At 70.2% G+C, this 25,516-nt stretch carries 16 protein-coding genes and 3 pseudogenes; 8 read left to right on the forward strand and 11 right to left on the reverse strand.

All coding sequences use genetic code 11. The features are described 5' to 3' along the window. Positions 1 to 2: 2 nt before the first annotated feature. Complete coding sequence (gene pulA / locus ABCR94_RS33745) at positions 3 to 5,339, forward strand: pullulanase-type alpha-1,6-glucosidase (RefSeq protein ID WP_521978416.1); 5,337 nt, start codon at positions 3 to 5, stop codon at positions 5,337 to 5,339. A 53-nt stretch (positions 5,340 to 5,392) separates the two neighbouring features. After that, positions 5,393 to 5,542 (forward strand): annotated as a pseudogene (locus tag ABCR94_RS33750) (IS701 family transposase); the annotation flags it as partial. A gap of 52 nt (positions 5,543 to 5,594) precedes the next feature. On the opposite strand, the gene ABCR94_RS33755 reads toward ABCR94_RS33750, so the two are convergent. Both ABCR94_RS33755 and ABCR94_RS33760 read right to left on the reverse strand, forming a co-directional pair. Beyond that, positions 5,595 to 9,350 carry a trypsin-like peptidase domain-containing protein gene (locus ABCR94_RS33755; protein ID WP_347124712.1) on the reverse strand — a complete coding sequence of 1,252 codons (3,756 nt, stop codon included), beginning with the start codon at positions 9,348 to 9,350 and terminating at the stop codon, positions 5,595 to 5,597. A gap of 104 nt (positions 9,351 to 9,454) precedes the next feature. Beyond that, positions 9,455 to 9,706: pseudogene (locus ABCR94_RS33760) on the reverse strand (CU044_2847 family protein); the annotation flags it as partial. A gap of 270 nt (positions 9,707 to 9,976) precedes the next feature. On the opposite strand from ABCR94_RS33760, the gene ABCR94_RS33765 reads away from it, so the two are divergent. After that, positions 9,977 to 10,663, forward strand: coding sequence for a DUF4230 domain-containing protein (locus ABCR94_RS33765; protein WP_347124716.1), 687 nt, complete (start codon positions 9,977 to 9,979; stop codon positions 10,661 to 10,663). Between the two features lie 5 nt (positions 10,664 to 10,668). Here the strand turns inward: ABCR94_RS33765 and ABCR94_RS33770 are convergent, their stop codons facing one another. The 4 genes from ABCR94_RS33770 to ABCR94_RS33785 all read right to left on the reverse strand — a co-directional run bounded on the left by ABCR94_RS33770 (position 10,669) and on the right by ABCR94_RS33785 (position 15,551). Next, a complete protein-coding gene (locus ABCR94_RS33770) occupies positions 10,669 to 11,391 on the reverse strand; it encodes a TetR/AcrR family transcriptional regulator (RefSeq protein WP_347124718.1) in 723 nt (240 codons plus the stop codon). Positions 11,392 to 11,426: 35 nt separating this feature from the next. Next, a complete protein-coding gene (locus ABCR94_RS33775; protein ID WP_347124720.1) occupies positions 11,427 to 12,506 on the reverse strand; it encodes a PDR/VanB family oxidoreductase in 1,080 nt (359 codons plus the stop codon). A gap of 1 nt (position 12,507) precedes the next feature. Further along, on the reverse strand, positions 12,508 to 13,416 hold the full coding sequence (locus ABCR94_RS33780; protein ID WP_347124722.1) for a metal-dependent hydrolase: 909 nt from the start codon (positions 13,414 to 13,416) through the stop codon (positions 12,508 to 12,510). Positions 13,417 to 13,601: 185 nt separating this feature from the next. Then, complete coding sequence (locus tag ABCR94_RS33785; protein WP_521978431.1) at positions 13,602 to 15,551, reverse strand: hypothetical protein; 1,950 nt, start codon at positions 15,549 to 15,551, stop codon at positions 13,602 to 13,604. Between the two features lie 247 nt (positions 15,552 to 15,798). Here ABCR94_RS33785 and ABCR94_RS33790 point away from each other — a divergent pair, with 247 nt between their 5' ends. Further along, on the forward strand, positions 15,799 to 16,257 hold the full coding sequence (locus ABCR94_RS33790; RefSeq protein WP_347124724.1) for a hypothetical protein: 459 nt from the start codon (positions 15,799 to 15,801) through the stop codon (positions 16,255 to 16,257). A 92-nt stretch (positions 16,258 to 16,349) separates the two neighbouring features. Here ABCR94_RS33790 and ABCR94_RS33795 read toward each other — a convergent pair whose 3' ends face one another. Both ABCR94_RS33795 and ABCR94_RS33800 read right to left on the reverse strand, forming a co-directional pair. Next, the gene (locus tag ABCR94_RS33795; protein ID WP_347124726.1) at positions 16,350 to 17,909 is read right to left on the reverse strand and encodes a DUF1996 domain-containing protein; all 1,560 of its coding nucleotides are present in this window, start codon (positions 17,907 to 17,909) and stop codon (positions 16,350 to 16,352) included. A gap of 156 nt (positions 17,910 to 18,065) precedes the next feature. Further along, positions 18,066 to 18,626, reverse strand: coding sequence for a carboxymuconolactone decarboxylase family protein (locus ABCR94_RS33800; RefSeq protein ID WP_347124728.1), 561 nt, complete (start codon positions 18,624 to 18,626; stop codon positions 18,066 to 18,068). Between the two features lie 68 nt (positions 18,627 to 18,694). Between ABCR94_RS33800 and ABCR94_RS33805 the strand changes: the two genes are divergently transcribed. Further along, the gene (locus tag ABCR94_RS33805) at positions 18,695 to 19,168 is read left to right on the forward strand and encodes a MarR family winged helix-turn-helix transcriptional regulator (protein WP_347124730.1); all 474 of its coding nucleotides are present in this window, start codon (positions 18,695 to 18,697) and stop codon (positions 19,166 to 19,168) included. A gap of 1 nt (position 19,169) precedes the next feature. Here ABCR94_RS33805 and ABCR94_RS33810 read toward each other — a convergent pair. Next, positions 19,170 to 19,760: pseudogene (locus ABCR94_RS33810) on the reverse strand (LuxR C-terminal-related transcriptional regulator); the annotation flags it as partial. A gap of 291 nt (positions 19,761 to 20,051) precedes the next feature. Here ABCR94_RS33810 and ABCR94_RS33815 point away from each other — a divergent pair. Together ABCR94_RS33815 and ABCR94_RS33820 are read left to right on the forward strand one after the other, a co-directional pair. Then, the gene (locus tag ABCR94_RS33815) at positions 20,052 to 20,738 is read left to right on the forward strand and encodes a hypothetical protein (protein WP_347124732.1); all 687 of its coding nucleotides are present in this window, start codon (positions 20,052 to 20,054) and stop codon (positions 20,736 to 20,738) included. Positions 20,739 to 20,787: 49 nt separating this feature from the next. Further along, positions 20,788 to 22,230, forward strand: a complete 1,443-nt coding sequence (locus tag ABCR94_RS33820; protein WP_347124733.1) for a PepSY-associated TM helix domain-containing protein — start codon at positions 20,788 to 20,790, stop codon at positions 22,228 to 22,230. Positions 22,231 to 22,304: 74 nt separating this feature from the next. On the opposite strand, the gene ABCR94_RS33825 is transcribed toward ABCR94_RS33820, so the two are convergent. Both ABCR94_RS33825 and glnII read right to left on the reverse strand, forming a co-directional pair. Beyond that, positions 22,305 to 22,919, reverse strand: a complete 615-nt coding sequence (locus tag ABCR94_RS33825) for a winged helix-turn-helix domain-containing protein (protein ID WP_347124735.1) — start codon at positions 22,917 to 22,919, stop codon at positions 22,305 to 22,307. A gap of 332 nt (positions 22,920 to 23,251) precedes the next feature. After that, positions 23,252 to 24,289, reverse strand: coding sequence for a glutamine synthetase (glnII, locus tag ABCR94_RS33830; RefSeq protein ID WP_347124737.1), 1,038 nt, complete (start codon positions 24,287 to 24,289; stop codon positions 23,252 to 23,254). Positions 24,290 to 24,595: 306 nt separating this feature from the next. Between glnII and ABCR94_RS33835 the strand changes: the two genes are divergently transcribed. Then, a complete protein-coding gene (locus ABCR94_RS33835; RefSeq protein WP_347124739.1) occupies positions 24,596 to 25,504 on the forward strand; it encodes a Gfo/Idh/MocA family protein in 909 nt (302 codons plus the stop codon). The last annotated feature ends 12 nt before the right edge of the window (positions 25,505 to 25,516 follow it).

The raw sequence follows: 25,516 nt of genomic DNA on the forward strand, positions 1-25,516 counted from the left end.
CAGTGATACGCCCGCCCCTGCGAAGAGCGGCCATCGGTGTCGTCAGCGTGGCCCTGTGCGCCGCGCTCGCGCCCGCCGTCCCGGCCGCGGCCGCCAGGCCGAAGCCGACGCCCGCCCCGCCGTCCGACGCGAAGCTCGCGGCCGAGCCGGCCCGGCACGACCTGAACCGCGAGCAGTTCTACTTCGTCCTGCCCGACCGGTTCGCGAACGGCGACACGGCCAACGACAGGGGCGGGCTCACCGGGTCACGCCTGAAGACCGGCTTCGACCCGTCCGACAAGGGCTTCTACCAGGGCGGTGACCTCAAGGGTCTCACCAGCAAGCTGGACTACATCAAGGAGCTCGGCACCACCTCCATCTGGATGGCGCCGATCTTCAAGAACAAGCCCGTGCAGGGCGAGGGGCAGAACGCCTCGGCCGGCTACCACGGCTACTGGATCACCGACTTCACCCAGGTCGACCCGCATTTCGGCACCAACGCCGACCTGGAGAAGCTGATCGACAAGGCCCACGACAAGGGCATGAAGGTCTTCTTCGACGTCATCACCAACCACACCGCGGACACGGTCGACTACGCCGAGAAGAAGTACGGCTACCGGCCCAAGGGCGCCTACCCGTACCTGGACAGGACCGGACGGCCCTTCGACGACCGCGAGGGCGTCGCGAGGACCGACGCCGACTCCTTCCCGTACACGCCGACCACGCCGCCCGCGACGCGGGACGAGAAGGTCCCGGCCTGGCTCAACGACCCGACGATGTACCACAACCGGGGTGACTCGACCTTCGCGGGCGAGAGCTCCGAGTACGGCGACTTCTCCGGCCTCGACGACCTGTGGACCGAGCGCCCCGAGGTCGTACGCGGCATGGCGGAGATCTACCAGAAGTGGGTCCGCGACTTCGACATCGACGGCTTCCGCATCGACACCGTCAAACACGTCGACCTGGACTTCTGGACCCAGTGGGCCACCGCGCTCGACAGTTACGCCGAGAAGCGGGGGCGCGACGACTTCTTCATGTTCGGCGAGGTCTACTCGGCGGACCCGGCGATCACCTCCCCGTACGTCACCCGGGGCCGCCTCGACTCGACGCTCGACTTCCCGCTCCAGGACGCGACGCGCGCGTACGCCTCCCAGGGCGCGGCGGCCGAGAAGCTGGCAGCGGTTTTCGGCGCGGACTACCGCTACACCACCGACAAGGCCAACGCCTACGAGCAGGTGTCCTTCACCGGCAACCACGACATGGGCCGCATCGGTACCTTCCTCAAGCAGGACAACCCGAAGGCCGACGACGCCGAGCTGCTGAAGCGCGCCCGGCTCGCCAACGAGCTGATGTTCCTCGCCCGCGGCAACCCCGTCGTCTACTACGGCGACGAGCAGGGCTTCACGGGCGCGGGCGGCGACAAGGACGCCCGTCAGACAATGTTCGCGTCGAAGACCGCGGACTACCTCGACGACGACCAGCTCGGTACGGACCGCACCCACGCGAGCGACGCCTACGACACCACGCACCCCCTCTACCGGTCGATCGCCGCACTCTCGAAGCTCACCAAGGACCACCCGGCGCTGCGCGACGGCGTACAGGAGCAGCGGTACGCGCAGGGTGGCGTGTACGCCTTCTCGCGTACGGACGCCAAGCGCAAGCACGAGTACCTGGTCGCCACGAACAACGGCACAGCAGCCAGAACGGTCTCGGTTCCCACCGCCTCGGCGGGTATGAACTTCCGCACGCTGTACGGCGGTTCCAGCACTGTGCGCAGTGACGCCGACCGCACCGTCGAGGTCACCGTGCCCGCCCTGTCCAGCGTCGTCCTGCGCGCCGACAAGCCCCTGGCCCCGCCGGCCGCCGCACCCACCGTCACCCTCAAGGCCCCGGCCGCCGGCGCAACCGGCACCGTCGAGATCGCCGCGGACACCGGCGGCGGGCAGCTGAACCGTGTCGTCTTCGCCGCCCAGGTGGGCAACGGCAAGTGGCGCACGCTCGGCTCCGCCGACCACGCCCCGTACAAGGTCACCCAATTCCTGGACCGCGAGGTGAGTGCCGGAACGGCATTGCGGTACAAGGCAGTTGTGGTGGACAGCAAGGGACGCACCGCGAGCGCGCTCGCGTCGACGACGGCGGGCGCGGCCCCCGCGCCCGACCGCCCCACGGCCGTCGAGCGCACGTACGCCGTCGTCCACTACAAGCGCGCCGACGGCGACTACGACGGCTGGCAGCTCAAGTCCGGCGACCGCAGCGGCGCCTTCACCGGCCGCGACGAGTACGGCGCGTTCGCCTGGATCAAGCTCGCCGACGGCGCCGCGTCCTTCCCGTACACCGTCGAGAAGAACGGCACGGCGGACGGCCCGCAGCGCACCGTCGACCTCGGCGCCACCGGCGAGGTCTGGATCGAGCAGGGCAAGGACGGACAGGCCAACAAGGCCCCCGAGGGCGCCTACCCGCCGCAGGACAAGACCAAGGCCGTCCTGCACTATCAGCGCGCCGACGGTGACTACGAGGGCTGGGGACTGCACACCTGGGCCGGCGCCAAGGACCCCACCGACTGGGCCAAGCCGCTCATGCCGGTGAAGAAGGACGCGTACGGCGTGACCTACGAGGTGCCGCTCGCCGCAGGCGCGAGCAGCCTCAGCTACATCCTGCACAAGGGCGACGAGAAGGACCTCCCCACCGACCAGTCGCTTGACCTGGCGACGAACGGGCACGAGGTCTGGATGCTCGCCGGGCAACCGAAGTACCTGCTGCCGCAGACGGGCGCGGCCCCCTCGCTGGACCTGGGCAAGGCCGAGGCGCAGTGGATCGACAGCGACACCGTCGTCTGGAAGGTCAAGGCCACCGACGCCACCAGCCAGCAGCTGGTGTACGCCCCCAAGGGCGGCATCTCGGTCGTCGACGGCGCGCTCTCGGACGAGGGGCAGTGGCTGCGGCTCGGCCCGGCCGCGCTCACCGACGCGCAGAAGGCCAAGTACCCGCACCTCAAGGACTATCCGGCGTTCACCGTCGACCCGCGCGACCGGGACAGGGTCCGCGAGTCGCTGCGCGGCCAGCTGATCGCCACCCAGCGCGCCGCCAACGGCGCACTCCTGTCCGCCACCGGCGTCCAGACGCAGGGCGTGCTCGACGCCACCTACAGCGCCGCCGCGACCAAGGCGTCGCTCGGCCCGGTCTTCGACCGCAAGGGCAGGCCCACGCTTTCCGTCTGGGCCCCCACCGCGCAGTCCGTAGCGCTGGAACTCGACGGCAGATCGGTCCGGATGAAGCGCGACGACACCTCCGGCACCTGGTCGGTCACCGGCCGCAGAAGCTGGACGGGCAAGCCGTACCGCTACGTTGTGAAGGTCTGGGCGCCCAGCGTCCAGAAGGTCGTCACCAACAAGGTCACCGACCCCTACTCGACCGCGCTCACCACCGACTCGGCCCGTTCCCTGGTCGTCGACCTCACCGACCCGAAGCTCGCGCCCAAGGGCTGGGCCACGCTGAAGAAACCGGCCGCGACCCCTCTGCGTGACACGCAGATCCAGGAGCTGCACGTCCGGGACTTCTCCGTCGCCGACAGCAGCGCCCGCCACCCCGGTGAGTACCTGGCCTTCACCGACCGTGGCTCGAAGGGCATGAAGCACCTCGGCGAACTGGCCGCATCCGGCACGTCGTACGTCCATCTGCTGCCTGTCTTCGACATCGGCACCATCCCCGAGAAGAAGTCCGACCAGCAGCGCCCCGCGTGCGACCTGCCCCGCTACGCCCCCGACTCCGAGGAGCAGCAGGCGTGCGTCACGAAAACCGCCGCCAGGGACGCGTACAACTGGGGTTACGACCCGCTGCACTACACCGTCCCCGAGGGCTCTTACGCCAGTGATCCCGAAGGGACCCGGCGCACGGTCGAGTTCCGGCAGATGGTCCAGGGCATCAACGGTTCCGGGCTGCGCACCGTCATGGACGTCGTCTACAACCACACCGTCGCGTCCGGACAGGCCGACAAGTCGGTCCTCGACAGGATCGTCCCCGGCTACTACCAGCGGCTGCTCGCCGACGGCACCGTGGCCACCTCCACCTGCTGCGCCAACACCGCGCCCGAGAACGCCATGATGGGCAAGCTGGTGGTCGACTCGATCGTCACCTGGGCCCGTGAGTACAAGGTCGACGGCTTCCGTTTCGACCTCATGGGCCACCACCCGAAGGCCAACATCCTGGCCGTCCGCAAGGCACTCGACGCGCTGACCCCGGAGCGCGACGGCGTCGACGGCAAGAAGATCATCCTGTACGGGGAGGGCTGGAACTTCGGCGAGATCGCCGACGACGCCCGCTTCGAGCAGGCCAGCCAGAAGAACATGGCCGGTACCGGAATCGCCACCTTCTCCGACCGCGCGCGCGACGCGGTACGCGGCGGCGGCCCCTTCGACGAGGACCCGGGCGTGCAGGGCTTCGCCTCCGGCCTTTACACCGACCCCAACGCGTCACCCGCCAACGGCACCGAGGCCGAGCAGAAGGCCAGGCTGCTGCACTACCAGGACCTCATCAAGGTCGGCCTGACCGGCAACCTCGCCGCCTACACCTTCACCGACAGCGCGGGCCGCACGGTCAAGGGCTCCGACGTCGACTACAACGGCGCCCCCGCCGGGTACGCGGCGGCCCCGGGCGACGCCCTCGCGTACGCCGACGCGCACGACAACGAGACGCTGTACGACGCCCTCGCGTTCAAGCTGCCCGCGAAGACACCGGCCGCCGAACGGGCTCGTATGCAGGTCCTCGCGATGGCCACGGCGGCCCTCTCGCAGGGCCCGGCGCTCTCCCAGTCGGGCACCGACCTGCTGCGGTCGAAGTCCCTGGACCGCAACTCCTACGACAGCGGCGACTGGTTCAACGCGATCCACTGGGACTGCCGCGACGGCAATGGCTTCGGGCGCGGGCTGCCCCCGGCCGCCGACAACAAGGACAAGTGGCCTTTCGCGAAGTTCCTGTTGACGGCACCGGGCCTGACGCCCGGCTGCCCGGAGATCAACGGCGCGTCCGCCGCCTATCGCGACCTGCTCAGGATCCGTACGACGGAGAAGGCCTTCAGCCACACCTCCACGGACCAGGTGCAGTCCGCACTCGCCTTCCCGCTGTCCGGCAAGGACGAGACACCCGGCGTCATCACCATGCGCGTCGGGGACCTCGTCGTGGTCTTCAACGCGACACCGGCCGCAAGGACCCAGAAGATCGACGCGCTCGCAGGCACGGCGTACGGGCTGCACCCGGTGCAGGCGCGAGGCGCGGACGAAGCTGTCAAGGGAGCGTCGTACAGCAGCAGTTCGGGTACGTTCACGGTCCCGGGCCGGACGGTCGCGGTCTTTTCCCGTCCTTAGTGCTGCAACGGTCTTTGTGATGACTGGTTGTCTGGCCAGTCGTTGTGCTGGTCATGGGTGGGGGGCTTGAGGATGTCAGGGCATGGGCGGCGGGTCTGGGCGAGTTGCACAACAGGTTCGTGCATCGGCTCTCGCGGAGCGAGCCGCGGGAGTCGGCGCTGGCCTGCATGCGGGGACCGATCGCACCGTTGGAGCGGAAGAGCCCGGCCGGTCCCCGAAAATCACGAGGTCGGCGACAGAGTCACGGCGTTGGGCCTAGTCCAATGCCTCCCGGGGCGTGCCGACTGCGCCCATGCTCGTGTACAACCACGGCTCGGCCGGCGCGGGGCGGTTTCTGATGTCCGTGGCCAGGAAGCCCTCGACCAGCCGGAGTGCGTCGGCCAAGGCGAGCTCCCCGGCCTTGTGGCGCTGGAGTACGCCGTTGACGCGGCTGACTTCGGCGTCGGACTTCCCTGTTGCTTTCCCCTGCGCGCCGGCTGGTGCGGGTAGCGGGGCGGCGGCCGCCTCGGCCAGCTCCGGCGCGAAGAGGACAACGGCGGCACGGCGTACCTGGAGCTCCACCGGCAGAAGGGCGGGCGTCGCCGGATCCTCCGCCGTCGGCAGCCGCAGTGCCCGGTCCAGGGCGAAACACGCCTGCGTGTACGAACCGACCCGGAACTGGAGGGCACTCAGGTCACCGAGATCCGTCGCCGCTTTGGCGGACCGCTCGCCGCGCTCCAGATGGGCGACGGCGACGTTGAGGAGCTCCGCGCCGGTCGTGAGGTCCTCGGCCCTCGACGCGTAGTGGGCGGCATTCTCACAGCTGATCGCCGCGTTCTCCCACGCCTCGACCTCCTCCCACCACGACGCGCTGCGCCTGGCCTGGGCGATCGCTTCCCTGAGGTCGCCCGCGCCGGCGGCGGCCCTGCTCGTGACTTCGGAGGCCATCGCCCGGTGTTCCCCATCACCCCAGCGCTCGGCCAGCTCCGAGGCCTTCCGTCCCCAGAAGAGGGCCTTCGTCACATCGTCGGCGAGGAGCGCCGTCTTGCTGTTGTTGATGGCGACGGGAAGTGCCGCCGCTTCCTGGCCGAGTTCGATGAGCGTCTGCGCGGCGTCCGCGCCGGCCTTCAACGACTGTGTGGACTGGCCCAGTTCCCACAGGATCAGGCTCAGCCGGAACTGAGCGTGCGCGAGGGGCACGCGCAGGCCGTGCGACTCGGCGATCCGCATCGACTCCCTGGCAGCGGTCCTCGCCGGACCGAACGCCTTTTTCGACATCAGGCTCTCGGCGCTTTCCAGGAATGCCTTTGCCGCTTGCGCGGGGTCGCCGTTGCGCAGATGGAGGGAGGCCCTGATCCCATTGATGGCCTCGATGGCGTCCACTTCACCGCGTCCGAGGCACAACACATGAAGGTCGATGGCGAGTTGGGTGGCAGTATCGAGCCATCCATACTCCTCGGCCATGTGCAGCGCGGCCTCGAAACGGGCGGGGTCGAGTTCCGCGGAGATCTGGGCGTCCGCCGCGTACCCCGTCATCTCCCGGAGCCGGCGGCTCAGGAAGGCCGTAGACCTGTTCCGGAAGTCCAGAACGGTGGTTGCCGGCTCCTCCTTGGTCAGCCTTTCCTTGGCAAAGAGTCGAGGCAGGTCAAAGAGGAAGAAGGTGGCCAGCATCGGACCGTCGGCGGTGCGGACCACCTCGTTGCGCGCCAGACTCCGGTCTGCCAACCGGTTGAGCAGCAGCTCCTGGGTGTAGGACGGCTCGTCGACGCAGTGGCCGAGTTCCGGCGCGCTGCTCGCCGAACCGGGCGCGGCGGTGAGCAGTCGGAAGACCCGCTTCGCGGGGTCGTCGAGCGCGTCGTAACTCAGCTGGAGCGCGACGCGTACCGCGCGATCCCCGGTTTCCATGTAGTCGAGACGCGTGGTCTCCTCTTCGAGGAGCTGGATCAGGTACCGCAGGTCCAGGCCGGGGGAGCTGTTCAGCCGGGCGCCCACCATGCGCAGGGCCAGCGGCACGTCGTCGCAGAGGTCCGCGAGACGGTTCAGCAGTGCCCGATCATCGTCGCGTCCTTCGCCGCACCGGGCGAAGACCTCGATGGAGTCCACCCGGTCCAGCGGGGCGACGGTGAACACCAATCCGGGGTCGGCGAACCCCTGCACACGGTCGCGCGAGGTGACGATGACACAGCACCCCGCCGCGGCTCTTGCGAGCGGGGCGACATGCTGTGCGTCGAGCGCGTTGTCCAGGATGAGCAGCACCCGCCGCTCGGCCAGGTCGGTGGTAAGCCGGGCGAACAGTCCCGCGTCGTCCAGCGCCGGCCTGCCGTCGATCAGGCCCAGTGCTTCTGAGATCAGCCGGGTGATCGTTCTGGCGTCCCGGCGCGATCCTGGGATCAGACCGAACAGATCGATGTGGAACACCCCGTCGGGAAACTGCGGGGCAAGGTGCCGGGCCACCTCGACGGCCACGGTGGACGTGCCCACCCCGGGCTGCCCCGAGAAGAAGGCGGTCGCGCGGTTCCGCTTCGTTATCGAGGTGCTGATGGCCCGGACGGCATGGTCGATGACGGCCTCCCGCCCGGCGACCAGAGGATCGGGGTCGGGCAAACGCGTGAGCTGAGCCGCCGCTTCACCCAAGGCATGGCGCGCGCTTGCGGCCGGGCCCCGACCGCCGTGCGCGGAGGTGCTCGGCGTCGGATTGTGCTCGGCGGGCTCGCCGTCGGACGGGGCCTGATCGGTGCCTTCCGCCGACAGGCCGACGTCGGCGGACCATGGGGCGATCTCGGTTCCCGCCCGCAGTGGCGGGAGGTGGCTGACGAGCGCCGACAGGAAGCCCGGCAGGGATAAGGAGGTGGCGCCCGCGAACGCGGTGGCGAGGTAGCGGCGGCAGGTCTCCGACACGTCGGAGAAGAGCAGGCCGGGCAGTTCGCCAGCGATGATGTCTACCAGTGTGGTGAGCAGCGCCGACGGCGGTATCTCCTCGGTCACCAGCATCGGCGCCGTGTCCGTCGCGAGTGGCGCCAGCCAGCGGCGGCGGGCTTCTTCGTGTCCCGGCGCCGCGGGAAGCAGGACGCGGGGGTCGAGCCCTCGCTGGCGAAGCCGGGCCCCCAGTCCGCGCAGCATGTCCTGGTCGAACGCCTCGCGGCTCCCCAAGCGGTGGAGCAGCACCTGTGCCATGTCGATCGGGCCGACCGAGCCGAGGCAGGACCCGTCGAGTCCGATGAGCGCTCGGGCGGCCTCCAGAGCCGCCTCCCGCAGGCCGGCAGTCTGCGAGCCCCGCTCGGACATGTCCCCGGCCGGTAGGGGCCCGGCCGCGCCGGACGGCTGCTCGTCCGTCACCGCCAGCACGACCGAAAGCTCCTCCCTGACGAGGAACTTGGCTCGTACGTCGATACCGCGCACGCCGGTGAGCAGATGGATGAGGTCCTCTGTCCGCGCCACCCACACCGAGTCGCGCAACCAGCCGTCTGCACTGTTGTAACGGGACGTCACGACACCGAGCACCGCGTTGTCGCTTCTGCGGAGCACGGGTGCGCCGCTCATCCCGGGGACCACGGAGGAGCTGGTCAGGCGGCCGAGGCTGATGTGAGTGTCGCGGACGGTACCGCCCTGCCAGATGCCGGGCGCGTCCAGGAACAGGTAGTCGTGTCCCGGGTCGTCCACCGTCGGAACACCGGTGATCAAGACCTCCGTGAGGAGGTCGACCGTCTGCGTGGGCACCAGCCCCGGAACCGTACCTGGCAGCGGCTCCGAACGGCGCATGACGGCGAGATCCCACAGTGGCCCCACAGCGACGACTTCGGCCGGCGCCGCCGAACCGTGGAAGGTGTCGATGGTTACGGTGGCACCGATCTCGGCGCACCCCAGATCGGCGAGCACATGCCAGGCCGTGACGACGACCCCCGGTGCGACCTGGAAACACGTTCCGACCGGCGCCCCGTCGTCAACGAGCACCCGCCCGAGAGCCCCCGACCGGCGCATCGCGTTGAACCCAGCGGCCGTCGCTGCTTCGGCCCAGTCGCCGCGAGCGGTCAAGGTGCTGGGGTGCCGTCTGCCGAGGAGCCGGAGCGGCCGGTGTAGGTGAGCCGTACCTGGAGCGTCGCCTCGCCCGAGGCGCTGGCCATCAGCAAGGAGCCACCGGCGGAGAACTTCAGCCCGAACTCGACCTCCACGGTGTCCGGGCGCACGGCCCGTCGCTGGGCCTGCTCGATGATCTCCACGGTCGAGGCCGCGATATCCACGATGGCCTGCTGAGCGCGGGCGAACGCATCACTGGTTTGCCGCGAGGCGTCCGACAGCCGCGACGTCGCCTGTGTTCCGGCTAACGCTGTCGTCTCGATCTGTAGTGATGTGCTGCCCACCTGAACCGTGATGGGTACTCCGCTCGCCATACCCCGCCCCCTCACCAGCGTCACTCATGACCGCTACGGATCACGATTAATATCACCGAAAGCCCACTCTCGTTGGGCAGATCGGGAAAGTCCGACAACGGGACGGCTGGACCGGTCGTCGTACGTCAAGCCCGCCGACGGCGTGGACCTGTACACCTCCGTCGAGGTGCGCGACCTGGAGCCGTCCTACCGCAAGCGCTGAGCCGCCCCGACAGCAGGCCCCAGGCCGCCGAAACGCGTAACCGCGCGGTCCGGGGGAATCCGTATCGCATGACTCTCACCGACCAGCAGGTGAAGCAGGGCCGGCCGCGCGCCCGCATCCCGTGGTGGATCAAAGTGCCCGGGGTGCTCGTGGTGTTGGTGGTGCTGGTCCTTTTCGGCAGCAGGCTCGACCTGCTGCCGAGGCTGGACGACATCTTCGGCGAGGAGACACACGACCGCACCGGGCCCACCCTCCTGAAGTCCATCCAGGACATGAGCCGCTACGAGGCGACGTCCGGCAACTTCCAGGTCGTCGTCGACCTGGAGAAGGACGCCAAGTTCCTCCCCGACTCGATCCGCGGTTCACGGACGCTCTACGTCGGCGCGGGCACGGTCGGCGCATACGTCGACCTCGGCAAGGTCGGCGACCGCCAGGTCACCGTCAACAAGGAGCGCACCGAGGCGACGCTCCGACTGCCGCACGCCCAACTGGGCAAGCCCGCGATGGACGCGGAGCGTTCGTACGCCGTGTCCAAGCAGCGCGGGCTGCTCGACCGGCTCGGTGACTTCTTCTCCGACAACCCCGCCGACGAGCGCGCCGTCAACCGCCTCGCCGCCCAGCACATCGGTAAGGCCGCCAAGGACAGCGAACTGACCGCACGCGCCGAGAAGAACACCACAGCCATGCTCCAGGGCCTGCTGCACTCGCTCGGCTTCAAGGACGTCACCGTCCTCTACGGCGACGCCAAGCGCTGAGTCCTCTACGGCGACGCCACGCGTTGAGCGGGCACCTGTGGCGCCAGTGCGAGGAGCCGGGCGGCGAGAGCCCCGAAAGGACCGTCGGCCGGCTCGTCCACGAAGATCCCCAGCACGATCCCCGCCATCTCGTCGTTGTACGCGGCGCTCACCGCGGCCAGCGCCGCGAAGTCGTGCACCAGCTGCAACTCCAGCTCGCCGCGCGGAATCCGCCGCCCGTCCAGCCAGATCAGCGCCGTCGACTCCGCGAGCGAGACCCAGGACCGTACGACCATCGCGAGGCGGGCCGGCGGTTCACCACTGACGTCGAGGTGCGAGAGGATCTGCTCGTACGCCGCCTGACGCACCTCGTCGATCATCGCGTTCGTCGTGGAGGAACCGACGGCGGGTCCGCCGCGCATCAGCGCGGAGAAGCCGGGACCGTGCTCGTCGACGAAGTCGAAGAAGCGCCCCATGACCCGCAACAGCCGTGCCCCGAGGGGCCCTTCGCGCGGCTCGACGAACCGGGTGGCCAACTCGTCGGCGGCCCGCCGCAGCGCGGCCTCGTACAGGCTCTGCTTGCCGGGGAAGTAGTGATAGACGAGCGGTCGCGAAATGCCCGCGGCGGCCGCTATCTCGTCGATCGACACCTCGTCGGGCGAGCGGTGGCTGAACAGCTCCAGCGCGACGCTGATCAGCTGCTGCCTGCGCTCCTCGACGCCCATTCTGCGGCGTACCCCGGTCGTCATACGAACAGCGTAACCGCCGGGATCGCGGCTGCCTCCTACAGATCGAGGACCAGCCGCTCCCCACGGGCCCGCGAAACGCAGATCAGCATCGAGTCGTCGCGCTCCGCATCGGTCAGCAACTCGTCGCGATGATCGATCTCGCCCTCCAGGACGCGCTGTTGGCAGGTGCCGCAGAAACCCTGCTCGCAGGAGTACGAGACGTCTCGCAGCTCCGTGCGGACCGCGGCGAGCACCGTGGTGCCGGGCGTCACGCTCAACGTGCGTCCACTGCGCCGCAGTTCGAGCTCGAAGGTGCCGCCCGCACCGGCGGCGGCGCCGGGGGCGAAGCGCTCCAGGTGCAGGGTGTTTCCGGCCGGGAGGCTGGCGCTGACCGCGGCCATCAGAGGTTCGGGGCCGCAGCAGTAGACGGCGGCGCCCAGCGGCGCGCCCGCGAGGAACTCCGGCAGGTCGGGCAGCCCGTCCTCGTCCTCGGCCACCACCAGGGCGCGTCCGGGGCCCGCCAGCTTCTCGATCTCTTCGAGGTAGGGCATCGAGGCGCGGGTGCGGCCCCCGTACAGCAGCCGCCACTCGGCGCCCGCCGACTCCGCGGCCCGCAGCATCGGCAGGACGGGGGTGATGCCGATGCCGCCCGCGACAAAGACGTAGGCGGGGGCCGGGACCAGCGCGAAGCGGTTGCGCGGGCCGCGGACTTCGAGCTCCGTGCCCTCGTGGATCTGCTCGTGGACCTCCCGCGAACCGCCCCTGCCGTCCGCGATGAGGCGCGTCGCCAGGGTGTACGTACTGCGGTCGGCCGGGTCGCCGCACAGCGAGTACTGGCGCACCTGGCCGGACGGCAGCACCAGATCGACATGCGCGCCGGGCTGCCAGGCGGGCAGGTCACCCGTGTCGAGCGCCTCCAGCTGCAACTCGACGACCCCTTCGGCCGGTTCGCTGCGCCCCGCGACCAGCATTCTGACGGTGGAGGGCCGCAGCGCGGGGGTGGCGCGGGCGCCCGACACCGGGGTTTCCAGGGCGGGCAGCGGCCACAGTGGCGAGCGGGCTATGCGGCGGCTCAGGGCGCGCCGGGCGAGCAGTGCGACGCCGGCGGCGACAACGAGCGTGCGGACACGGGGCATGTCAGGAGCCTCCGGAGGTGGTCGTCTCGGCGGCGGTCGCGGCGGGGGAGCTCGCGAGGTATGCCACGGCCTGGGCGGTGCTGCCCTCCTGGGAGGGGTGGTAGGTACGGCTGAGGTAGCGCGGCACCGAGCGGATCACCGCGCCGGTGGTCGGCAGCACGCCCTGGCGTCCGCCGCGCAGGAAGTCCCGGAAGGTGGCCTTCCCGTCGAGGATCGTCGGGTCGTTCGCCATGAAGAACCGCATGCCGCGCTGCCACAGGAAGGCCAGCGCGGTGAACGCGGTCGCCCAGGTCCTGGCCCGCCGCCGGTAGCCGCCGTCGACGTGCATGAACACCTCGAAGGCGACGGACCGGTGTTCGACCTCCTCCGCGCCGTGCCAGCGCAGCAGATCGAGCATCGTCGGATCGGCGCCGCGCCGGTCCAGTTCCTCGGCGTTGAGCACCCAGTCGCCGAGGAACGCGGTGTAGTGCTCGATCGCCGCGATGGTCGCGACCCGCTCCATCAGCCACCACTCGCGGGCCCTGCCCGGCGGCAGCGTGCGGTCGCCGAGCAGCTTCTCGAAGAGCCAGTCGACCTGCGCGGTGTACGGCGTCGGGTCGAGGCCGAGCTTCTTCAGGTGCGGCAGTACGTCGTCGTGGGCCTGGGAGTGCATGGCCTCCTGGCCGATGAAGCCGATGACGTCCTCGCGCAGCCGCTCGTCGCGGATGTACGGCAGGACCTGCTGGTAGACGTGCACGAACCAGCGCTCGCCCGCCGGGAGCAGCAGGTGCAACACATTGATGGTGTGGGTGGTGGCCGGGTCGCCGGGGAGCCAGTGGAGCGGGGTGGCGTCCCAGTCGAAGGAGACGTTGCGGGCCTTGAGGGGAGCCCACTCCGACACGACCGGGGCCGGCCCCTGCGTATTAGACATGACGTCAATGTACTGACGGGTAGGTGGTGGGCAACAGGTGTGTGCATGGCATTTTTTGGTGCGGCGGGCTTTGCATTTTCAGCCCGTCCGGCGTTTGAGGACACGGGGTCTGGGGCGGAGCCCCAGTTGTGGGAAGGGGCGGGTAGGGGAACAGCCCCGCAGCCCCCGCCCACCACCGGCCCCACCTACCGCAGCGCCCCCACCCGCGTCCCGTCCGCCAGCCGCCCGTCCAGCTCCGCCTGCGCCCCCGCCTTCGCCCGCACCGCGAGCAGATTGCCCCGGCCCGTGCCCTCCACCCCGCCCGAGGTGGTGATCGAGGCGAACTGCTTACTGCCGGCCGCCAGGACGTACCAGTTGCCGCCCCGCGACTTCCACAGCACGCCCGCCAGGACCCGCGGATCCCGCTGCCCGCACGCGGGCGAGTGCTCGGCGCGCGCGGCGACCGCACCCGGCACCTCCGGTTTCGCGGACGGCGCCTGGAACTGCGCGAGGACCCGGCTGCCGGGCCCACGCCACGTCTCGGCCCGCGTACAGAGCCAGTTCGCCCTGCCGTTGCCCTCGGGCAGGGTCTGCTCGGCGAACGCCCAGGAGTTCACGCTGCGCACCCCGTGCGACCGCACCGTCGGCAGCAGACACGCCGTCCGGGCCCAGCGTGCCCGCTCGACCGGCCCCGACACATCGCGCGGCGCCGACGGCGGGCCCGACGTCAGCCGGGCCGGGGTCAGCTCGCCGAGGTCGGTCATCAGCCGCGCCCCCACGTCGTCCCGCAGCTCCAGGGCGTCCCAGGACCGGCAGTCGCGCGCCTGCGCGGGGCTGAGCACCGGGTCGGTCACGCCGTCCGGGGTGCGCGCCAGCGCCACCGGGTTCCCGGCCGGGACGAGCAGGTCCCGTACGGACGCCTTGCGCACCCAGGGCGCCGTCAGGTACCGGACGTTGTCGTCGGTGCGGCCGACCACCAGGGCGTTCGCGGCGGCCGCGTCCGCGCTGTCGACGCGCGCGAAGTCGAGCGCCGCGCCCGTCGTGGACTCCCGGGGCTCCGCGTACCGGACGATACGCAGGCCGTCGTACAGCAGCACGACCCGCAGCTTGTCGACGTCGCCCGCGAAGAGCAGCTGGGGCGCGCCCATCGGGGGGCCGACCGGGGTGCCGGGGGTCGCGGACGCCTGCACGGAGGGGCCGGGCCTGGCCCAGACGGCAAGGGCGCGGCGCAGCAGGGCGCGGTCGTCGGCCCGGTTGCCGCGGGTGGGCCACACGGAGAAGTCGCTGCGGGACGACTGCTTCCACACCGCCGGGGCGACCCGGACCGTCTTCGCCGGGTCCAGGGCCTGCTCCACCGCCGGATTGCGGGCGTACGCGGGCGCGGCGGCGCCGTCCGGGCCCCAGCCCTCGCCCGGCAGCCCAAGCAGCGCGCCGCACACCACGACGGCGGCCGTCGCGGCGAGCGTGGCCTTCGCGTGCTGTCTGCGCCGCATCAGGTCGGTCGGCCTGGCCTGGAGGGAACACGGGTCGAACTCCGGGGACTTCAGCAGCGCAGCCGCGCTCTCGGCGCCCGCCGCGTCGGAGGCGTCGACCCCGTCCGCCTCGGCGAGCGCGGCGCCCGGGTCGGCGACCCCGGCGGCGGTGAGCGTCCGCGTCACCTCCGGGTCGGGCAGCCGCTCAAGGCCACGCAGTACGTACGCGGCGCGGCCGGGCCCGGAGAGCGCCGAAAGCCTTTGGTCCAGGGCGAGTTCATCGGCTCCGCCGGAGCGCGGGAACAGTCGCAGCCCCCACACCTGCGGCAGCAGCGGCGGCAGCTGGGACCGCTTGGGCCAGGCCCGGCGGCGCAGCGGCAGCCCGGCCTCCAGGGCCTGGCGCAGCACCTGCCCGCGCAGATACGCGTACCCCGGATCGACCGGGCCGCCCTCGCGGCGCCGCGGCGGCGGGACTGCGGCGGAACCCGTGGTCCGGCGGCGCGGCAGCGAGCGCTGAGCGAGCGCGTGCGCGGTGAGCACCCGGCGGTTGCGGCCCAGGTGCGGCGGCAGCACCAGGTACGCCAGCCGCACGAGCCGCGGATAGTGTTCGACGAGCGCGGCCTCGGCCTGCTCGACATCGATGGGCTCGGAAGCAGGGCGGTTGATGACATCCTGTGGGCGCACGTTCAACAGAACGAGCGAATCGTCGGATGGTCACCTCGCGAGACGCACCGACTCCCGAACGTGCCCTCCCCACCCGCACGTTGGGCCCGTCCTGTGACCGGTGATCGACGATCGGTGACGGGTGTGCGGGGGGCGGCGACAGGTCCGTACGGAGCGCATGTCGGTGACGGCGTCGGGGCGCAGCAATGGGGCGTGCGATGTAGCACTTCGCGCCCCACTGAATGGCCGAAGACGGCACGATGGGGGGATGCGCAATCAACCCCGACGTACCGCAGCGACCGCTTCCGCCCTGGCCGTTCTGGCCCTTGTCGTCACGGGCTGCGGCTCGGGTGACGACGGCGGGAAGCCCGTGCCCGAGACAGCCAAGGGCAGCCTGGAGCAGCTGGCTGAAAAGGTGGAGTGCAAGCCGAACATCCAGACGGATGCGGATGAGCTGCGCCAGGCCAACTGCAAGACGGGTGACGGCCGTTATGTGCTGGCCACCTTCGACACCGATCGCGGACAGCGCGAATGGATCAACGAGGCCAAGAACTACGGCGGCAACTACCTGGTCGGCAGGAAGTGGGTCGCGGTGGGCGACCAGAAGGTGGTCACAGCGCTGCGCGGCCAGCTCGGTGGGGAAGTGGAGACCTCCTCGCACCACTCCGGTGACGGTGGTGGTGGGGGGAACAAGAAGGAAGACCACTCGGGTCACCCCGGGAGCTGACCGCGCAGGTTGAGGGAGGAACGGCCCCGGGCTTCGAGCCCGGGGCCGTTCATCAGTTTTCGTGGCTGGTGCGCGCTAGTGGCTGGTGCGCGCTAGTTGCACTGCCGGCCCTCGTTGATGCAGGAGACCACCTCTTCCATCAGGCCCTCGTCGAAGACGTTGATGAAGTCGCCGTGGTCGGTGCCCGGCTTGTGCAGCTGCTCCGGGAAGGAGTCAACCGCGAAGCCGGGGCCCGGCGGGACGTCGTACACGATCCGCTGGGTCAGCTGCGGAATGGCCTGGAAGCCATTGGCGCAGGCGCCGTTGTCATCCGCGAATGCCACATGGGTGCGGTGGTTGGCGCTGTCGGTGTTCTGCCCGTCCCAGCAACTCTGGAAGTTGAAGGTACGGACGACCTGGCTGCCGTCGGGGCAGATCGGGTACTTGTCCTTGAGCTGCCTGTCCTCGAAGCCGGTGCAGCTCCAAGAGGCGTTGGCGTTGGCGTCACCGTTGGTGAACGCCTTGGCGTCACCGGTGATGATGCGCAGGAAACGCGGCATTGCGACGACCTCACCGACCGGGCTGCCGACGAATTTCAGCTCGACCTCGGAGGGCTGCTGGATCTCGCCGACGTTGCTGTCCTTGCCGCCGCCGTCGACGTTCGCGTCGGCCTCGTCCTGGCCGTTCTGCAGACGCAGCACGGGCCAGTAGTACGTCGACTTGTCGCCCTGGTTCTGGCAGGTCGTGTCGCCGTTGGCGAAGTCGTCATCGCTGGCGAACGCGTCATTGGCCTGATTGCCGACGTAATCGTGCATATGGTGCGCGCCGTTGCTCACACCAGGTGCAGCGATGACGTTGTCCGAATTGAGCTTCTTGTTTTCATTCACACCGCAATCGGTGGCGAATTCACCGTCCGAGGCGCCGCCCTGCTGCTGCGGAGGCTGGACGTTCGGCTGTACGGACTGGATGTCGACGAAGTCACCGTCGTTGGGGCCGTTTCCAGCCTGCCCGCCGTTGCCGCCGTTTTCCTGCCCGCCGTCGCCCTGCCCGGCGTTGTCGCCGTTCTGGCCGCCGTCCTGACCGTTTTCCTGGCCGCCGTTCTGGCCATCGTCCTGGTTTCCGTCGCCCTGGCCGCCATTGTCCTGGCCGGCGTCGCCCTGGTTCTCGTCGCCCTTCGGCGCGTTGTCATCGGGGCGCAGCGCGCACGGCGCGAGACCTTCGAGGTTCTGGGGACGGACTTTTTTGCGGTCGAGCGTGCTGGCGATCCGCTTGATGGAAGCCGCCCGCTTGCTCTTCAGCGGTCCGAGAACCGTGTTCTGTGCGTAGTTCGGATCCTGGGCGATCTGCTGCTTCGAATCGGCGAACTTCCGGTACGCGTCCGTGATCTGGGAGTCGATGGCAGCGAGCTCCCGGTCGACCTCCTTGCGGACCGAACGGGGTACCTGGGGCAGGCCGTTGACAACCTCCGGACAGTCGATGGTCGACATTTGCTGGGCGGCGTTCTTGATCTGACCGGATTGGCGTGATTGGCCGGATTTCCAGCCGGAGTGACCTTCTCCTGCGGAGGCATAGACGTTGACCGCAAGCAGTCCACCCCCGCCCAGAATCAAAGCGGCCGAGGCGGCAATCGCCCTGTTCGCCAGTTTGGAACGTTTTCTCGATGCGCGTCGCATGGAACTCCTCTGCTTCGATGCCGGTGGGTGTATGGGGGTCCCGGCAGGGGGAGAAGCGCTCCGTCCCATACGGATGCCGTTCTCAGGCTGTTCAAACCTCTTCTGAATTCGTAGAAATCTCCATTCGCAAATGGGGCGGATGTGCGGGTACGTGGATCAGTGCTGCTTCTCCCATGCGAAAGGGGCGAGTTGTGGGTCGAGAGGGGCGTCGGTCAACCGGTTGGCCAGGGTCGACATGGTGTAGACGCCGATGCCCATGACCACCTCCAGCGCGTTCTGCCGGGTGTGCCCGTGCTCCAGGAAGGCGTGCAGGGGTACGTCGCCGACCGCGCCCGCCGTCGCGATGACCTCCAGGGTGAACAGGCGTACCGCTTCGAGGCGTTCGTCGCCCAGCGGTCGCTGAGTGCGCGCGGCCTCGATCAGGCCGGGATCCGCGCCCAGTGCGGTCAGCTTCGCGGTGTGCATCGCGACGCAGACGTGACAGTCGTTGCGGGTCGCGACGGCGAGGACAACGACCTCACGGGCGAGCGGGTCCAGTGTGGTCGACTCGAACATCGCGCTGAGCCTGAGGAAGCCGTCGAGCAGCTGTGGGGAGGTGGCGAGGCGGGCGACGGGAGCGGGTAGGTAGCCCAGGCGCTCGGTGGTCGCCGCCATGGAGCGGCGGGAGGCGGGCGGGGCGGTCTCCGGAGTGTGGTCGGGGAAGCGGGTCTCGGGCAAGGTGGTCCTCTCGGGTAAAGTGGTCAACGTGATTGACGAAAAGGTAAAGCAAGTTGTCGAGTTCCGCAATGGCTGACGGCGACGGTGACGGCTACGAGCTGCCCCTGCTCCTGTTCGCCGGATTCCGCACGCTCATCGACCAGTTGCATACCGAGCTGGCCGAGCAGGGCCACCCCGAGGTCCGTCCCGCGCACGGCTTCGCCCTGCAGGCGGTCGGCCGCGACGGCGCGACGGCGGGCGAGGTGGGGCGGCGTCTGGGTGTCTCCAAGCAGGCCGCGGGCAAGACGGTCGAGCGGCTGGAGGGCCTCGGCTATGTCGAGCGCGTCGACGACCCGCAGGACGGCCGCCGCAAACTGGTCCGGCTCACGCCGCGCGGCGTCGACGTGCTGCGGCGGTCGGCCGCGATCTTCGACCGGCTGCGGGCGGAGTGGGCCGAGAGGCTGGGGGCGGACCGGGTGGCCGCGCTCGAAGCGGACCTGCGCGAGATGGTGACCCCGGCCAACTTCCGCCTGGACGCGGTGGGTTGGCTGGGCGGGGCGTAGGTGGCGCGGTATTCAGCCAGTCGAAGATGTTCGACGTGTGCTTCGCCACCGCCCGCTCCGTGACGAAGAGCTGCCCCGCGATGGCCGCGTTGGACCGCCCCTGCGCCACCAGTTCCATGACCTCACGCTCGCGAGGGGTGAGGCCGCCCAGCGGCTTGTCCTGGGCCCGCCGTGACAGCAGCTGGGAGATCACCTGCGGATCCATCGCCGTGCCGCCGGCCGCCACCCGCCGTACCGCGTCGATGAACTGCTCCGCGTCGAAGACCCGGTCCTTGAGCAGGTATCCGATGCCGCCGTTGCCGTCGGCCAGCAGCTCGCGCGCGTACAACTGCTCCACGTGCTGGGACAGCACCAGCACCGGGAGCCCCGGCCGCGCCCGGCGCGCTTCCAGGGCGCACTGGAGCCCCTCGTCCGTGTGTTACGGCGGCAGCCGGACGTCGACCACCGCGACATCAGGCTCCAACTCGGCCAGGGCGCGGGCCAGTTCGGGCCCGGTCTCCACGGCGGCCAGGATCTCGAAGTCGAAGGCTTCCAGCATGCGCACCAGGCCGTCGCGGAGCAGGAAGAGATCTTCGGCCAGGACGACGCGCAAGGGATGGCTCCATATCCGCGGTAGCTCGGTGCAGGTGCGGCAGTCGCGACCTGTTGCGCCACTTTAGCTCGGGCATGCGTACGGCAGCGGCTCGAAGACCCCACCGATCGCACCCCGGAGCCGTCCACCGGAGCCGTCCACCGGAGCCTTCCTCAGCGCAGCACGCAGACGGTGGAAACAGTAGAAAACACTGACGTACCCCCGCACTTCCACCGCTTGCCTGCACCGGCACGCCTGTGTCCTGCACCTATGCCCCCACAGGCGGCTCGGGGATGGCAGCATGTGCGGACCATGACGGACTCCCGGTCGCCGATGCGCGCCCTGCGAGCCGCACTTTTCGCGGCGGTCTGCGTCATGGCGGCGGCGATGGGGCATTCGTTCACATCCGGGCATGAAGTTCCGGTTCCGGGGCTGCTGGCCGCCTTCGCGATCACGGCAGGCATCGCCTGGGCCGCAGGACACCGTCAGCGCGGAATCCCGGCCATCGGCGGCGGGCTCCTCGCCGTACAGGGAGCACTGCACCTGATCTACGGCACGGCGCAGGGCTCGGGCGGCCACCGCAGCATGCCCGCCCCGCACCAGGCGGCCATGGACCAGGCGGCCACGGACCATGGGGCGACGGCCGCGGCCCTCACCCAGGCGTCCGGGTCCTCGCTGTCGATGACCGCAGCCCACCTCGCCGCCGCGCTGATCTGCGGCCTGTGGCTGGCCCGTGGCGAAGCCGCCCTCTTTCGGCTGGCGTACGCCCTCGGAACGCTCGCCTTCACCCCGCTGCGGCTGCTGCTCGCCGGCGTACGGGTCCCCGGACTGCCCGGGTCCGTACTACGGCCTCGGGGGCGTCGTGCGCCGCGCCGTCACGGCCATGGAGCCGTCCTCGCGCACACCCTGTCGCGGCGCGGGCCGCCGCGGGCGCCCGTACCCCGCGCCACGGCCCCCGCACCCCTCACTGTCCGATCGCGAGTCTGTCCGACCGCGTGACCAGGGGGCCGCTTCCCCTTGCCACCTTTCGACGATTCCGAGGACACTCATGGCCATTGACGATCCCGTGCAGCCGGTACAGGGGGCGGACACCGCCCCCGCGCCGACCACCGAACGCCGGACCACCTGGAGCGCGTTGCGCCCCCTCGTCCTGCGCATGCACTTCTACGCGGGCCTGCTGATAGCCCCCCTCCTGCTGGTCGCCGCCGCCAGCGGGCTGCTCTACTCGCTCTCCTTCCAGGCGGAGAAGTTCCTCTACAGCCATGAGCTCCAAGTACCGGTCGGCGAACGTTCCCTGCCGCTCGGCGAGCAGCTCGAAGCCGCCCGCGTCGCCCACCCCAAGGGCACGGTGACCGCCGTCTGGCCGTCCTCGGAGGAGGGCGCGACGACCCGGGTGCTGATGACGACGCCCGAGGTCGAGGAGGGCAAGTCGCTCGCGGTCTTCGTCAACCCGTACACCGCGGAGGTACGCGGGGAGCTGGCCAGCTACGGCAGCTCGGGCGCCCTGCCGCTGCGGACCTGGCTCGACGAACTCCACCGCGATCTGCACTTGGGCGACTTCGGCCGCCACTACAGCGAACTGGCCGCCAGCTGGCTGTGGGTGGTCGCGCTGGGCGGCCTGCTCCTGTGGCTCGGACGCAGGCGCTCGCAGCGCGGCGGGGCCCGTGGGCTCCTTGTGCCCGAGCGCGGCGCGACCGGGCGGCGCAAAACCCTGTCCTGGCACGGCTCGGTCGGACTGTGGGCGGTGATCGGGCTCGTACTGCTCTCGGCGACCGGACTGACCTGGTCGCGGTACGCGGGCGAGAACATCGGCGCGGTGCAGGACCAGCTCGGCGGCGCGACCCCGGTCGTCTCGGCGGCGCTCACCGAAGGCGGCGAGGCCGACGGCGGCGAGCACGAGGGCCACGAAGGCGGCGGCGAGCACAAGGGCATGAAGGGGATGGACGTAGGCATCGACAACGCGCTGGCGGCGGCGCGCCAGGCGGGCGTGGACGGGCAGCTGTCGGTGATTCTGCCGACCGAGGGCAGCGGTTACGTCGTCAAGGAGACGGACACCAACTTCCCCGTCCATCTCGACTCGGTCGCCGTCGACCCGGCCGATGGCCTGGTGATCGACGAGGTGCGCTTCGCCGACTACCCGATGCTCGCCAAACTGACCCGCTTCGGCATCGACGCCCACACGGGCGTCTTCCTGGGCCTGGCCAACCAGCTCGCCCTGGCAGCCCTCGCGCTCTCGTTGATCCTGATGATCGTCTGGGGCTACCGGATGTGGTGGCTGCGCAGGCCGACCAAGGAGCGCAGGCTCGGCGCGGGCCGCCCGATGCCGCGCGGCGCCTGGCGGAAGGTGCCGGTCACGGCGCTGCTGCCGCTGGCCGCGGTCACCGCGCTGGCGGGCTGGTTCGTGCCGCTGCTCGGCATCAGCCTGCTGGTGTTCCTGGTCGTTGACGGGGTGCTGGGCCTGGTGTCCCGCGCGCGGGCCCGCGCGGCCTGACCTACGGGGAAGCCGCGGGGGGCTGTACGTACGCGTATGCGCACGTACAGCCCCCCGTTCCTTACAGCGGTTCTTTACGGGGCGTACTTGTAACCGACCCGGCGCACTGTCTGGATCGTGCGCCGGTGCTCCGCGCCCAGCTTGCGACGCAGCCGCGCGACGTGGACGTCGACGGTCCGGCCGTCGCCCACATGCCCGTAGCCCCACACCGTGGTCACCAACTGGTCGCGGGTGTGCACCCGGTGGGGGTGCGCCACCAGATGGGCGAGCAGCTCGAATTCGAGGTACGTCAGATCCATCGGCTGCCCGTCCACGGCGGCGGTGCGGTCGACCCCGTCGATCCGCACGGGCCCGGGGAGGGCGGTCTCTTCCTGGCCGGAACCGGGAAGAGGCCCGGCGCCGGGAATCCGACCGGGGACGGAGTACTGATCGGCCGGTACGAGCACCAGGTAGCCGATCATCGGGGGCCGGCCCGGCAGGGTGGGCAGCGTGTGCTGGGGTGCGGGCAGCCAAGTGGCGCCGGGCGGCAGGAAGTCCGCGACATCGAAGGGCCGGTCGGCACGGACCACCTCGTCCCGTTCGACCGCCCTCAGCCGGTGACGGCCGACGGGGACCGGGGGCCTGGCCAGGCGCTGATTGACGGAGGGAGCGGTGGCGGTCGCAGCGGAGAAGGTACGGGGATTCGCCATGAGAGGTCAGCTCTTTCGCGCGGAGGAGTCGTCGAGGGACGTACTACGTCGTGCGCGCGGACCGAAGGCCGGTGTTGAGCGGCTTTAGAGGGCCTGCGCGTTTGTCGCGCGACAACACACTCGGTCGAAGTCGTGATGCTGACGGGAGGGCCAGAAAGGCTCAAGGTCGCTGCGACCTGTCGCGGTGTTCTGGAAGCTGGCCATGGGGTCCATTGAAGCAGATGAACGGCGCTGGCAGCAGAGAAGGTGCCCGGCAGCACAGCGGGGGACAGGGAGCATGGAGGGGGCGCCCGCCGACCGGGCGGGCGCCCCCTCCATTCTGTGGGCCCTGATCAGAGCTGGTCCGCCTTCTCCAGCGCGGTGCAGCAGGTGTCGACTACCAGCCGCGTCACGACGTACGGGTCGACGTTCGCGTTCGGGCGGCGGTCCTCGATGTAGCCCTTCTTGTCCTGCTCGACCTGCCACGGGATACGGACCGAGGCGCCGCGGTCGGAGACGCCGTAGCTGTACTCGTTCCACGGGGCGGTCTCGTGCAGCCCGGTCAGCCGGTCGTCGATGCCCGCGCCGTAGTGCTTGACGTGGTCCATCGGCTTCGAGCCCTCGCCCAGCGACTCGCAGGCGGTGATGATCGCGTCGTACCCCTCGCGCATCGCCTTCGTCGAGAAGTTGGTGTGCGCGCCCGCGCCGTTCCAGTCGCCCTTCACCGGCTTCGGGTCGAGCGTCGCGGAGACGTTGAAGTCCTCGGCCGTGCGGTACAGCAGCCAGCGGGCGATCCACAGCTGGTCGGCGACGTCCAGCGGGGGCACCGGGCCGACCTGGAACTCCCACTGTCCGGGCATGACCTCGGCGTTGATGCCGGAGATCGCGAGGCCCGCGGTGAGACAGTGGTCGAGGTGCTTTTCGACGATCTCGCGCCCGAAGATCTCGTCGGAGCCGACCCCGCAGTAGTAACCGCCCTGCGCGGCCGGGAAGCCGCCCACCGGGAAGCCGAGCGGGCGGTCGCCGTCGAAGAAGGTGTACTCCTGCTCGATGCCGAAGATCGGCTCCTGCCCGGCGAACTGCTCGGCGACCGGACGCAGTAGCGCACGCGTGTTCGACTCGTGCGGCGTCATGTCGATGTTCAGGACCTCGCACATGACGAGCACATCGCCGTTTTCGGGGCTGCGGATCGGGTCCGGGCAGGAGAAGACGGGCTTGAGCACGCGGTCGGACGCGTGACCCACGGCCTGGTTGGTGCTGGACCCGTCGAAGCCCCAGATGGGCAGCTCGTCGAGGGCTGCGGCCGAGCCTGCCATTATCTTCGTCTTCGAGCGAAGCTTGGCGGTCGGTTCGGTGCCGTCGATCCAGATGTACTCGGCCTTGAAGGTCACGGACGCCATCCTTTGGGGTGTTACGGGTACCGACGTTTGTGGGTGCAGCTTCGCAACCCGCGATTTCCCGGCCGTTGCCCGACTGTGAACCCTGCGTTACAGGCGTGGTCCACGTGGGCACGCCGGGCGTCGGCCGCCGCACGTCGAACCCGGGGACGTCGTATACGGAAAGAGCTCTGTGGACCGTGCTGGTTCGCAGGTCGTCGGATCGAGTCGGGTCGATCCGGATCGACCCGACCACCGGTCGCTGCGGGGCGTGCCGCCGCGTTTTCGACGCCGGACACGCGGGCAGGCAGACTGGCTGGCATGAGCGAATCGTTGATCAGGCCGCGCATCGGACTCCTCGGCACGGGCCCCTGGGCGGCCCGCACCCAGGCGCCCGCGCTGGCGGCGCACCCGGACGTCGAGTTCGTGGGGGTGTGGGGCCGCAGGCCCGAGGCCGCCGGTGAGCTCGCCGCCGCGCACGGAGTCACCGCGTACGACGACCCCGACGCGCTCTTCGCCGCGTGCGACGCCGTCGCCCTCGCCCTGCCGCCCGATGTCCAGGCGCCGCTGGTCGTCCGGGCCGCAGCCGCCGGCTGCCATGTACTGCTTGACAAGCCGGTCGCGACGACCGTGGCGGGGGCCCGCGAGGTCACCGAGGCGGTGGACAAGGCGGGGGTGTCGAGCGTGGTCTTCTTCACGCTGCGCTTCGCGACGGACACGGCGGGCTGGATCGGCGAACAGGCCGCCCTGAACGGCTGGTTCACGGCCCACGCCCGGTGGCTCGGGTCGCTCTTCTCGGCGGATTCGAACAGCCCGTACGCCGCCTCGCCGTGGCGCGGTCAGAAGGGCGCGCTGTGGGACGTGGGGCCGCATGTGCTGTCCGTGCTGCTGTCGGTGCTCGGCGATGTCACGGCGGTGACCGCGGCGCCGGGCCCCGGAGACACCGTCCATCTTGTACTGGGGCACGCGTCCGGGGCGTCGAGCTCGGCGACGCTGAGCCTGAGCGCCCCGGCAGCCGCGCTGGGCGCCGGCGGCGCGGGCATCGAGCTGCGGGGCGAGCCAGGGGTGGCCGAACTCCCTGCGTGGGGCGACGGCGTAGGGGCTTTCGGCGCGGCCGTCGACGCGCTGCTGCACGGCATACGCACCGGGGAAGCGCACCCGTGCGACGTGCACTTCGGGCTGCGGGTCACGGAGATTCTCGCCGATGCGGAGGCACAACTGGGCCGCTGAGTGGGACGTTGT

Source organism: Streptomyces changchenzhani (assembly GCF_039766235.1).
Lineage (GTDB): Bacteria > Actinomycetota > Actinomycetes > Streptomycetales > Streptomycetaceae > Streptomyces.